The organism is Amycolatopsis sp. CFH S0740, from assembly GCF_004522315.1.
Taxonomy (GTDB): Bacteria; Actinomycetota; Actinomycetes; order Mycobacteriales; family Pseudonocardiaceae; genus Amycolatopsis; species Amycolatopsis nivea.
Genome location: NZ_SDLS01000007.1, coordinates 177,947 through 189,142, shown reverse-complemented (window position 1 = coordinate 189,142; position 11,196 = coordinate 177,947). Strand labels below are relative to the sequence as shown.

At 70.7% G+C, this 11,196-nt stretch carries 10 protein-coding genes; 6 read left to right on the top strand and 4 right to left on the bottom strand.

Annotated features, from left to right (window positions below; genetic code table 11):
- Window positions 1-26: 26 nt before the first annotated feature.
- Entirely contained in the window at window positions 27-1,043 is a 1,017-nt protein-coding gene (locus EIZ45_RS14920; protein ID WP_134662844.1) for a LacI family DNA-binding transcriptional regulator, read from the bottom strand.
- Window positions 1,044-1,217: 174 nt separating this feature from the next.
- Window positions 1,218-2,012 (bottom strand): IclR family transcriptional regulator, encoded by a 795-nt coding sequence (locus EIZ45_RS14915; protein ID WP_134662843.1) that lies wholly within the window; start codon window positions 2,010-2,012, stop codon window positions 1,218-1,220.
- Between the two features lie 104 nt (window positions 2,013-2,116).
- On the opposite strand from EIZ45_RS14915, the gene EIZ45_RS14910 reads away from it, so the two are divergent.
- The 6 genes from EIZ45_RS14910 to EIZ45_RS14885 all read left to right on the top strand — a co-directional run bounded on the left by EIZ45_RS14910 (window position 2,117) and on the right by EIZ45_RS14885 (window position 8,908).
- A complete protein-coding gene (locus EIZ45_RS14910; RefSeq protein ID WP_134662842.1) occupies window positions 2,117-3,067 on the top strand; it encodes a DUF1177 domain-containing protein in 951 nt (316 codons plus the stop codon).
- Window positions 3,064-4,404: a cytosine permease gene (locus EIZ45_RS14905; RefSeq protein ID WP_134662841.1), complete on the top strand. Its 1,341-nt coding sequence runs from the start codon at window positions 3,064-3,066 to the stop codon at window positions 4,402-4,404. The genes EIZ45_RS14910 and EIZ45_RS14905 overlap by 4 nt, the downstream gene beginning before the upstream one ends.
- On the top strand, window positions 4,401-5,690 hold the full coding sequence (locus EIZ45_RS14900; RefSeq protein WP_134662840.1) for a M20/M25/M40 family metallo-hydrolase: 1,290 nt from the start codon (window positions 4,401-4,403) through the stop codon (window positions 5,688-5,690). The genes EIZ45_RS14905 and EIZ45_RS14900 overlap by 4 nt, the downstream gene beginning before the upstream one ends.
- A 29-nt stretch (window positions 5,691-5,719) precedes the next feature.
- On the top strand, window positions 5,720-6,454 hold the full coding sequence (gene pepE / locus EIZ45_RS14895) for a dipeptidase PepE (protein WP_134662839.1): 735 nt from the start codon (window positions 5,720-5,722) through the stop codon (window positions 6,452-6,454).
- Window positions 6,455-7,086: 632 nt separating this feature from the next.
- Window positions 7,087-8,367 carry an MFS transporter gene (locus EIZ45_RS14890; protein WP_205669897.1) on the top strand — a complete coding sequence of 427 codons (1,281 nt, stop codon included), beginning with the start codon at window positions 7,087-7,089 and terminating at the stop codon, window positions 8,365-8,367.
- A gap of 22 nt (window positions 8,368-8,389) precedes the next feature.
- Window positions 8,390-8,908 carry a MarR family winged helix-turn-helix transcriptional regulator gene (locus EIZ45_RS14885; protein WP_235147094.1) on the top strand — a complete coding sequence of 173 codons (519 nt, stop codon included), beginning with the start codon at window positions 8,390-8,392 and terminating at the stop codon, window positions 8,906-8,908.
- Between the two features lie 129 nt (window positions 8,909-9,037).
- Here the strand turns inward: EIZ45_RS14885 and EIZ45_RS14880 are convergent, their stop codons facing one another.
- Complete coding sequence (locus EIZ45_RS14880) at window positions 9,038-10,399, bottom strand: cell wall metabolism sensor histidine kinase WalK (RefSeq protein WP_205669896.1); 1,362 nt, start codon at window positions 10,397-10,399, stop codon at window positions 9,038-9,040.
- An 11-nt stretch (window positions 10,400-10,410) separates the two neighbouring features.
- Complete coding sequence (locus EIZ45_RS14875) at window positions 10,411-11,091, bottom strand: response regulator transcription factor (protein WP_043838595.1); 681 nt, start codon at window positions 11,089-11,091, stop codon at window positions 10,411-10,413.
- Window positions 11,092-11,196 lie beyond the last annotated feature (105 nt).

Sequence of the window (11,196 nt, the reverse complement as noted above, 5' to 3'; positions counted from 1 at the left end):
TGCTTGAATGCGGTCGTGCGGTGCTGTTACCGGGGCCCGGTGCTGTCCCGGACGATCAGATCGGGTGCGACGAGGTGGCGGATGCCGGGGTCGCCGCCTTCCATGCGTTCGACGAGCAGCCGGAACGTCCGCCGCCCGACCTCGATGAAGTCCTGCCGGACGGTGGTCAGCGGCGGACTGAAGTACGCCGCCTCCGGCACGTCGTCGAACCCGGCTACGCGCACCTGGCCCGGCACCGAAATGCCCGCCTCGGCGAAGGCGCGCAGCACGCCCAGCGCCATCTGGTCGTTCGCGACGAACACCGCGTCGGGCCGTGTTTCGGCGACCAGACGGCGTCCCGCGTCGTAGCCGGAACGCGGGCTCCAATCCCCGCGCAACGGCGGCGGCACCTGCGCTCCGCGCCGCTCGAGCGCTTCCCGCCAGCCGCGCTCGCGTTCCAGCGATTCCAGCCAGTCCTCCGGCCCGGCGACGTGCCACACGGTTTCGTGCCCGAGCGACAGCAGATGCTCGGTCACCCGGCGGGCCCCGTCGTACTGGTCGACCGAGATCACCGGCACCGGAACGGATTCGCCGCCGCCGACCGCGACCATCGGAATGTCGCCGGTCACCTGCCGCAACGCCTCGCCTGCCGCGACGTGCGGCGCGATCACCACGATCCCGCCGACCGCCTGCCGCCGCAGATTGTCCACCGCCTCAGCGAAAGTCGACCGCCGAGGCCGGCTGACGCTGGAGATGGTGACCCCGTAACCCTCCTCGCGAGCGGCGTGCTCGATGCCGTACAGCGTGCTCGCTGGACCGTACAAATTGGACTCCAGCGCCACGACGCCGAGAATGCTCGACCGCCCGGTCGCCAACGTCCTGGCCGCCGAGTTCGGCCGGTACCCCAGCTCCTCCACCGCGGCGAGCACCCGGGCCCGCGTCTCCGCGCGAACCGTCCCGGTGTCGTTGACGACCCGGGAGACAGTCATGTGCGAAACACCCGCCATGGCAGCCACTTCGGCCAGCCCGGGCTGGCGTTTGGCAGTGGGACCGTCGGTGGGCATCCCCGCACCTCCTCGCTGAAGTTCGCGGCGTGAGCATGGCAATGTTAGCGATAACAGGCGGCTGGTCAAGTGTTCTCCGGGAACTTGATGCCGGACTGCTGCGAGCGGTACGTGAGGGCCACCCTGAGGGAATCAGATTCCCTCAGGGTGGCCCTCACGTACCTGAAGACGGGGTCACCGCCGCGGAACCGGCCGAGAAAGCCGAAGCTCGATCAACTCCGCCCCTCGCCGCAACAGATCCACCCACTGCTCCGGATCATGCTGGAACCGGGAAGCAGACCACCCAACCGACAAACTCCCGTACGGTTCTCCGCGCAAAAACACCGGCACCGCGAGCGTCGCCACCCCGGTGTCGTACTCGCCGGTGGTGAACGCCCAACCCCGCTCGGCGACCTCGGCCAGTTGTTCGCGGAGCACGGCGAGATCGGTGACCGTATCCGGCGTGAACCGGGCCATGGGGCGGTCCGCGAACAACCGGTCGCGTTCCTCTTCGGACAGGAACGCGAAGTAAGCCTTGCTCGTCGCCCCCGCGTGCGCTGGGTACAGCTCGCCGACAAGGGAGTAGCCGCGCAGCCGTCCGTCCGCGCCTTCCGCGGCCAGCACGCATCGGGTGTGCGCACCGTCGGGCAGGGACAGCAGGGCGGCGTGTCCGGTCTGGGCGGCGAGGTCGGAGAGAACCGGGGCCACCAGCAGATCCAGTGCCCCGGCCCGGTCCCACATCCGGCCCAGGTGAAGAGCGGCCGGGCCGATCCGGTACTTGCGCGTGCTGTCGTCGCGGACGAGGAAACCGCGGTGGGCCAGCACGGCCAGGAGCCGCTGGGCGATCGACGTGTGGAGCCCGAACTCGCGGGCCACCGCGGTGACGCCCCATTCCGGGCGGGCGCGGTCGAACGCGAGCAGGACCTGCAGCGCGCGGTCCGCGGTCTGCGGCAGGCCGGGCGGGGTGGCGCGGTCGTCGGGGTCCGGCATCCAGCCATTGTGCGAATAACGGGAAATGCTGGCAATGCCGGGGCGCCCGGACGGAATCTGGTCGGACCAATCCCCGGCGGCCTTGAACTCTCCAGAGGAACCACATGCTCAAACACGTCCTGGAACTGCTCGAAATCCTCGACGACCCGGCGGTGACCGGGAAAGAGGTCGTCGCCTACCTCGACGCCGTCGCGGGCGCGGACGGCAGCGGCGCGGAGATCACGACGGTGCCCGGCCCGGCCGGGAAGACCGACTTCGTCCGGGTGCGCGTGTCCGGCAGCCGGGGCCGCACCGCGGGTGGCGACGCGCCCACGCTCGGTGTCGTCGGGCGGCTCGGCGGGGTCGGCGCCCGGCCGGAGGTGACCGGGTTCGTGTCCGACGGGGACGGTGCGGCCGCGGCGCTCGCCGCCGCGGCCAAGCTGCTGTCCATGCGGGCTCGCGGGGACGTGCTGGCCGGCGACGTGCTGATCGGCACGCACGTCTGCCCGGACGCGCCGACCCTGCCGCACGATCCGGTGCCGTTCATGAACTCGCCGGTCGACATCGCCACGATGAACAGCTACGAGCTCTCCGACGAGATGGCCGCCGTGCTGTCGATCGACACCACCAAGGGCAACCGGGTGATCAACCACCGCGGGCTCGCCCTTTCCCCGACCGTGCGCAGCGGCTACATCCTGCGGGTCTCGGAGGGCTTGGGCGAACTGCTGGAGGCGGTGACCGGTGCGCCGCTGGTGACCTACCCGATCACCACGCAGGACATCACCCCGTACGGCAACGGCGTCTATCACCTGAACTCGATCCTGCAGCCGGCGACGGCCACGGACGCGCCGGTCGTCGGGCTGGCGATCACGTCGGCGGCGACGGTGGCGGGCTGCGCGACCGGCGCCAGCCACGAGACGGACATCGCGGCCGCCGCGCGCTACGCGGTCGAGGTCGCCAAGCAGTTCGGGGCGGGCGCGCTGCATTTCCACGACGAGGCAGAGTTCGCCAATCTGCAAGCCCGCTACGGCTCGATGGCGCACCTGCAGACGCTGGGCACGGAGGTGGCCGGATGAGCACCGCGACGAAAACCGCGAAACACGCCAAGAAGCGGATCGGCAACGACGACTACTCGCTGCGCCGCGTCCCCGAAGACGCCCGCTACGGCTTCGGTTCGATGCTGCTGCAGTGGCTCGCGCAGTCCGGCTCGCTGTCGCAGTTCGTGCTCGGCGCGACGCTCGGCGTGGGGATGCGGTTCTCCGACGCGTTCTGGGCGTTCACCCTCGGCGCGGTGATCCTGGAGGTGGTGATCTTCCTGATCGGCCTCGCCGGGCAGCGCGAGGGGCTCACCATGACCATGCTGACCCGGTTCACCGGTTTCGGCCGCAACGGGTCCGCGCTGGTGAGCCTGGTGATCGCGATCAGCCTGGTGGGCTGGTTCGGCGTGCAGAACGGCATCTTCGGCAAGAGCATGCACGCGCTCGTCGGCGGTCCGCCGTGGCTGTGGTGCGCGGTGTCCGGCGTCGTCTTGACGCTGCTGGTGATCTACGGCTTCAAGTACATGATGTGGCTGGCGAAGATCGCCGTGCCGCTGTTCTTCGGCCTCGTCGCGTGGAGCGTCATCTCGACCTTGTCCGACCACTCGGTGGGCGCGCTGATGTCGGCCGCGCCGACCGCGACGGCGATCTCCATCCCGGCCGCGGCGACGATCATCGCGGGCGGGTACATGACCGGTGCCGTGGTCGCCCCGGACATGACCCGGTTCAACCGCAAGGGCTGGCACGTCCTGCTGCAGAGCTCCGCGTCGATGGTCTTGTCGGAGTACATCGTCGGCATGACCGGCGTGCTGCTCGGGCACCTGGTCGGCAGTTCCGACGTCACGCACATCGTGCTGTCCACGTCGGGCTTCGTCGGGCTGATCGTGGTGGTCCTGGCGACCGCGAAGATCAACGACTGGAATCTCTACGGCTCTTCGCTGGGCGTGGTGAACTTCGTGCGGACCGTGTTCGGCCGCCCGCTGCACCGCGGTGTCGTGACGCTGGTGATCGGCATCGCCGGGACGGTGCTGTCCGCGATCGGGTTCCTCCAGCACTTCACCGCGTTCCTGTCCGTGCTCGGCGTCGCGATTCCGCCGGTGGGCGGCATCATCGTGGCCGAGTACTTCCTGGTGCGCGGCCTCTCCACCCCGCTGCGGGAGACCAGGGCCGCCGGCCGGGTCCCGGCGTCGATGCCGGTATGGGTGCCCGCCACGCTCGCGGTGTGGGCGGCGGCGTTCTGCGTCGGCGAGTTCGTGCACTGGGGCATCCCCGCGCTCAACTCGCTGCTCACCGCCGCGATCCTGTACACGGTGCTGGGCCGCGCCGGGCTGATCCGGCCGGTGGGCTCGGCGGAACTGGAGGAGGTGGCGCGGTGACCAGCGCACAGGACGAGGTGGTCGACCTCTGCCGGGACCTGATCCGGATCGACACGTCCAACCCGGGCGCGACCGAGCGGCCCGCCGCCGAGTACGTCGCGGAGAAGCTCATCGACGCCGGGCTGGAACCGACGCTGGTGGAAAGCGCGCCCGGGCGGGCCAGTGTGTTCGCCCGGGTGTCCGGAGTGGACTCGTCGCGTCCCGCGCTGCTTCTGCACGGGCACCTGGACGTGGTGCCCGCCGACGCCGACGAGTGGAGCGTCCCGCCGTTCTCCGGCGAGATCGCCGACGGCATGCTGTGGGGCCGCGGCGCGATCGACATGAAGGACTTCGACGCGGCGATCCTCGCGCTGGCGCGGCAGTTCGGCCGCACCGGCGAGAAACCGGCGCGGGACATCGTGTTCGGCTTCCTCGCCGACGAGGAGGGCGGCGGCAAGTTCGGTTCGCGCTGGCTGGCCGAGCACCGCCCGGACCTGTTCGACGGCGTGGGCGAGGCGATCACCGAGGGCGGCGGGGTGTCGTTCGACCTCGGCAACGGCAGCAGGCTGTATCCGATCGAGTGCGCGCAGCGCGGGCAGGCGTGGCTGCGGCTGACCGCCACCGGCCGGGCCGGGCACGGCTCCTCGCCGAACGACGAGAACGCGGTCACCGATCTCGCCGAATCGCTCGCCCGGATCGGGCGGCACCGGTTCCCGGTCCGGCTGATCGAACCGGTGCGGGCGCTGCTGGAACGCGCCGGCGAACTGCTCGGCGTCCCGTTCGATCCGTCCGATGTGGACGGAAGCCTGGCGCGGATGGGCCCGGTGGCCGACCTGGTGAACGTGATCCTGCGCAATTCGGCGAACCCGACCATGATCTCCGGCGGGTACCAGGTGAACGTCATTCCCGGCCGGGCCACCGCCGCGGTCGACGGCCGGTTCCTGCCCGGGTACGAGCAGGAACTGCTGGACACCATCGACGAGCTGCTGCTGCCGTCGGTGCGCCGCGAGTTCATCCACCGCGACATCGCCATGGAAAGCGGTTTCGACGGCCCCCTGGTGGACGCCATGTGCGCCGCGATCACCGCGGAGGACCCGGACGGCCACCCCACGCCGTACTGCAACGCGGGCGGCACCGACAACAAGGCGCTGTCCGGGCTCGGCATCCGCGGCTTCGGGTTCAAGGCGCTGCGCGTCCCGCCGGAACTGCCCTACAACCGGCTGTTCCACGGCGTGGACGAACGCGTCCCGCTGGAGTCGCTGCGGTTCTCCGTCCGGGTCCTCGACCGGTTGCTGCGGACTTGCTGAACAATGGCGGGCGAACCAAGGAGAATCGCGTGACTGACTTGCTGTTGCTGTCCAATTCGACCAACCACGGCCACCAGCCGCTGGAACACGCGCTGGACGCGGTGGCCGAGGTGCTGGACGGGCGCACCGAGCTGCTGTTCGTGCCCTTCGCGCTGGCCGACCACGACGGCTACACCGAGCGCATCGCCGCCGCCGCGGCACCGCTCGGGGTGCGGGTGCGGGGGCTGCACACCGCCGAAGACCCGGTCGCTGCCGTGCGCTCCGCCGAGGCCGTGTTCACCGGCGGCGGCAACACGTTCCGCCTGCTGGCCGAGCTGTACCGGCGCGAGTTGCTGCAACCGTTGCGGGACCGGGTGTCCGAGGGAATGCCCTACCTCGGTGCCAGCGCGGGAACCAATATCGCCGGGCCGACGGTGCGCACCACGAACGACATGCCGATCGTGGAACCGCCGAGCCTGACTTCGCTGGGCTTGGTGCCGTTCCAGCTCAACCCGCACTACGTCGACCCCGACCCGGGCAGCACGCACATGGGCGAGACCCGGGAGAAGCGGCTCGCGGAATTCCACGAGTGCAACGACATCCCGGTGCTCGGCCTGCGCGAGGGCACCTGGCTGCGCGTGCGCGGGGATTGGGCGGAACTCGCGGGCGTGTCCACGAGCGGCGGCGCGGCCGGGCGGCTGTTCCGGCGCGGCTTGCCGGGCGAGGACCTTTCCGGCGACGTGAGCGATCTGCTCGCCCCGGCGCGCGAACCGGCGTGGGGCTGATCGCCCGGCATTCCGGCAACTGTCCGTGAAGGGCCCCTTGAAGGAATCTGATTTCCCATGCCAAGGGACTTAAGGCGACACCGCGGGGATAGCCGGGGCTCGTGTGCCCGCGTCGAAGGGCTGGCCAGGGTCGGCGGTCGCCGGGGAGGCGGCAGGACGCTCGCGAAAGCGCTTGGCGGGACGCCGAGTCCCGTGCCGGGCGACGTCAGCCGCGATTCGGCCCGGCTGACCGTCCACAAGAGACGCAACAGCCGCCGAAATGCCCGTTTTGCGATTCCGTGACGGGTTATTCAGGTCCGTGAGGGTCGCCTTGAGGGAATCTGATTCCCTCAAGGCGACCCTCACGGCCCGCAGCCACTCAGGACCTTCGGCCTGGGCAGGCTCGCCTCAGCCGCATCCACGGCGCCGCCTTGGGTCCTTGGCGCAAAATCTCATTCCCCTCAAGGGGCCCTTCACGTACGGTCACGGCGCTGGGCCGGGGGAGAGGACTCTGGCGAGATAGCTTGACACAAGCATCTTAGGACAAAGATACTTCCGGGCGACCCCGCCGGCCGAGGCGGCCGGTCTGGCGGCGCGGCGGGTCCGCGCGGTCCGGGCCGCCTCGCGATGGTCCGGCCCGGAAAGGAACCGCGGTGACTCTGCCGACCGAAGACCGGCGTCCCGGCGCGCCGATGACCGCGTGGCTGGGCGTGCTGGCGTTGCTGGCGGTCGTGGCGATCTCCTACATCGACCGGGTCAACGTGTCCGTGCTGATCACCGATCCGGCCTTCACGCGGCACTTCGGGATCGCGGGCAACCGGGCGGCGCAAGGCGCCCTGATGACGCTCTTCCTGGCCGGCTACGGAATCGCGGCCATGCTGATCACGCCCTGGTACGAAGCAGTTTTCGGGGTGCGGCGCGGATTGCTCGTCAGCCTGGGGTGCTGGGCGTTGTTCACCCTCGTGTCTCCGTACGCCGGGAGCGCGATGCTGCTGCTGACCCTGCGGTTCCTGCTCGGGGCCAGCGAGGGGCCGCTGTTCTCGCTGAAAACCATGTACGTCAAGGACAATTTCGCCGAAGGCGCGTGGGGCAAGCCCAACGCGGTCAGCTCGATGGGCGTTTCGCTGGGCACGGCGCTGGGCATCCCGGTGATCACCTTCGCCCTCGTGCACTTCGGCTGGCACGGCTCGTTCCTCCTGCTCGCGGCGCTCAATCTCGTGGTCGGGCTGCCGCTGGTCGCGGTGTTCGTCCGGGCCTCGCGCCGCCGGACGGCGGTCCGGGAACCGGCGCTGCGGCGGTTCGCGGGGGCGCTGCGCACGCCCAAGCTCGGCTGGATCCTGCTGATCGAGGTGGCGACGCTCGGCTATCTGTGGGGCAGCACGTCGTGGCTCCCGTCGTATTTGCTGCAGGCACGGCATTTCTCGCTGGCGCAGATGAGCGCGCTGTCGGCGCTGCCGTTCGTGGTCAGCCTCGGGTCCGGGTTCCTCGGCGGATGGCTCATCGACCGGATGCCGGCCCGCCGGGCGCCGCTCGTGCTGGTGATCGGCAGCGTCGGCACCGCGCTGTGCGCGACGGCCGTGACCTTCGCCGATTCGCGCTGGCTCGCGGCGGCGACGCTGATCCTCGCCAACGCGTTCTGGGGCCTGCAAGGACCGGCGATCCCGACCCTGGTGCAGCAATACGCGCCGGCGGGTGCGGTGGGCAGCGCCTACGGTTTGATCAACGGGGTCGGCAATCTGGTGTCCGCGCTGCTTCCCACCTTGATGGGCGTGGCGATCGCGGCGGGCGGCGACCACGGGTTCGCCGCCGGGTACGCGCTGCTCGCCGCGACCCAGCTGCTCACGCTGGTCGGTGCGGTCGTGCTGCTTCGCGGCCGCGCTCCGGCCGGGAAAGCACCCGCCGCGGCCGGTCAGCCCGCGGCGCAGTCCCGTTAGGACGCGGATAGGCTCCGTCCGCATGCCGCGGAACGAGGAGCCGATGACGATGGACCCGGTCGACCAGGTGGTGGCGGACTGGGCCCGGCAGCGCCCGGACCTGGACGCCTCGCCGATCGCGATTTTCGGCCGGGTCCGCCGGATCGCCGACCTCGCCGCCGGCGGACTGCGCGAGTACCTCGCCCCGCACGGCCTGACCCCGGGCGCGTTCGACATCCTGTGCAACCTCCGCCGAGCCGGCCGTCCCTACCGGAAGACGCCGTCCGAACTGGCCGCCTCCGCGCTCGTCACGTCCGGCGCTCTCACCGGACGGCTGGACGCGCTCGAACGCGACGGGCTGATCCGCCGCCGCGACCACCGGGGCGACCGCAGGGTCAGCTACGCCGAACTGACCGCCGCCGGCCGCAAGCTCATCGACCGGGTTCTCGAAGGACATCTCGAGCGCGAGGAATCGCTCCTCGCCAACCTGGACGAAGCGGATCGCAAGGACATCGAACGGGCGCTGGCCCTGCTGGAAAGCGCGGTCCGGCGCGATAACTGACCGCGGGCAGACAGGCAAGCAACCCGGTGCGGCGCAAAGAACCCAAGGCCTTCGCTTGGCGGTGCGCCCGACACTGCCGTCTGACGCACCCGAAGCTTGCCGCGCGGCTGGTCGAGTTAGCTTGACGCGTCATCCGGGTGCTTGCGGGAGTTCGACGACGAACCGCGCCCCGCCGCCCGGCCGTTCCTCCGCCCACACCCGTCCGTCGTGGCGGTAGACGTGGTCCGCGACGATCGCCAATCCCAGACCGGTCCCTGAATCGGGATCCCGCCGCCCGGCGTGCACCCCTCGGGAGAACCGCTCGAAAATGCGTTCCCGGAGTTCGGCGGGCACCCCAGTGCCCGCGTCGTCCACTTCCAGCCGGACCACGCCGTTGCTCGCGTGTGCGGCCACGCGGACCGCACCGCCGCCGTAGCGGGACGCGTTGTCGAGGAGGTTCGCCAATACCCGGTCGAGTCGTCGCCGGTCCGCGGCGACCAGCAGCGGGTCCGGGGCGAGGTCGAGAGTCGGGCGCGGGGCCGGGCTGCTCGCGACGCCGCTGCGGACGAGCGAGCCGAGGTCGACCAGTTCGCGTTCCTCGCCATGGTCGGCTTGGTCGACGGCCGAGATCTCCAGCAGGTCGAGCACCATGCCGCGGAACCGCCGCAGTTCGGCGAGCAGGAGCTGCAACGCCTTCTGCGCGGGCGCGGGCATCGCGTCGCGGCGGCGTTCGAGGACTTCCGCGACGGACGTCATCGTGGTGAGCGGGGAGCGCAGTTCGTGGCTGACGTCGGCGGCGAACTGGGCGTCGCGGCGGACCCGCTGTTCCAGTGCGTCGGCGGTGGAGTTGAACGTCGCGGCGAGCGGGGCGAGGTCGGGTCCGGCCTGTTCGGGCAACCGCGCGCGGAGGTCGCCGCGGGCGATGCGGGCGGCGGTTTCGGTGAACGCGGCGAGCGGACGGAGCGCGCGCCGTGCCGCCCACGCGCCGAGTGCGACGCCGAACAGCCCGCACGCCACGGTTCCCGCCACGAGGATCATGCGCAGGTTGCGGAAGGTCCGTTCGAGCCCGAGCAGCGGATGCAGTTCGACGTAGTAGCCGTTCGACCGGGCGAGTTGTTGCGCGACCGCGAGGACCGGGATCCCGTCGGCGGTGAACCGCTCGTGCGCGGGCGCGCCGGGGCGGGCGCGGGAGAGCAGGCCGGGCGGGAGGTCCGCGGGGCCGACCGGGCGTCCGGCGGTGTGCCAGCCGCCCGGCAGGGCCACGAGGATCGTCGAATTCGGCCCGGAGGTGAGGCCGGACAGCAGTTCGCCGAGACCGCCGGTTCGGTCGCGGACCTCGTTCTCGACCAGCCGCGCGTTGATCCGGGAATGGCGGTCGGCGCTCTGCTGGCGCTGGTTGAGCAGGTAGTCGGTGGCGAGGTGCCAGGTCGCCGCCGACAACGCGCTGACCACCACCAGCAGCCCGAGCCCGAACGCCGCGGAAACCCGGCAGCGCAAGGAAACCCGGGACACGGAAGCGGGGATCACGGCCGGGGCTCGGCGCGGTAGCCGATTCCCCGGACAGTGAGCACGAGACGCGGACAATCCGGATTCGGCTCGACCTTGCGCCGCAATCGCCGGATGTGCACGTCGAGCAGCCGCGTGCCACCGAAGTAGTCGCGCCCCCAGATCCGGTGCAGCAGCTGCTCCCGCGTGACAACCTCTCCGTCGGCGGCGGCCAATTCGGCCAGCAGGCGAAATTCGGTACGGGTAAGGCGAATGGGGACACCTTCGCGGGAGACGGTGTCGTCGTGCGTGCTCAACAGCAGATCGCCGACCTGGAGACAACACCTGCGAACCGGTGCCGCGCGGCGCAGCAGCGCGCGGATGCGGGCCGCCAGCTCGCCGGCGACCAGCGGCTTGGTCACGTAGTCGTCGGCACCGGCTTCCAGCCCGGCGATGACGTCCTGGCTGTCGGCCCGGGCGGTGATGACGATGACCGGCAGATCCCCGCGCACGCGCAGTTCCTTGCAGACGGCGAGCCCGTCCATGCCCGGAAGCATCAGGTCGAGCAGGACGACGTCCACGCGCACCGATTCCAGCATCGCCAACGCGTCCTCGCCGCACGCGGCTTGGGTCACCGTGCAGCCCTGGTCAGCGAGAGCGAGCGAAAGCGCTTCGCTGATCAGGGCGTCGTCCTCGACCAGCAAGACTCGGACCGTCATCGAGCCGCCCCTCCGCCGCGGAACCTGCCCTAGAAATTGTTCCCTACCGCGGCAAGGGCAGGTGGGGTGCGGATTCCTGTGCGAATCTGGGCGGACAGTGGGGTT

Bases quoted from the DNA above. Each gene is read 5' to 3' on its own strand.
- EIZ45_RS14875 (WP_043838595.1), bottom strand. From the start codon at position 11,091: ATGACGGTCCGAGTCTTGCTGGTCGAGGACGACGCCCTGATCAGCGAA.
- EIZ45_RS14920 (WP_134662844.1), bottom strand. From the start codon at position 1,043: ATGCCCACCGACGGTCCCACTGCCAAACGCCAGCCCGGGCTGGCCGAA.
- EIZ45_RS14910 (WP_134662842.1), top strand. From the start codon at position 2,117: ATGCTCAAACACGTCCTGGAACTGCTCGAAATCCTCGACGACCCGGCG.
- EIZ45_RS14885 (WP_235147094.1), top strand. From the start codon at position 8,390: ATGCCGCGGAACGAGGAGCCGATGACGATGGACCCGGTCGACCAGGTG.
- EIZ45_RS14905 (WP_134662841.1), top strand. From the start codon at position 3,064: ATGAGCACCGCGACGAAAACCGCGAAACACGCCAAGAAGCGGATCGGC.
- EIZ45_RS14915 (WP_134662843.1), bottom strand. From the start codon at position 2,012: ATGCCGGACCCCGACGACCGCGCCACCCCGCCCGGCCTGCCGCAGACC.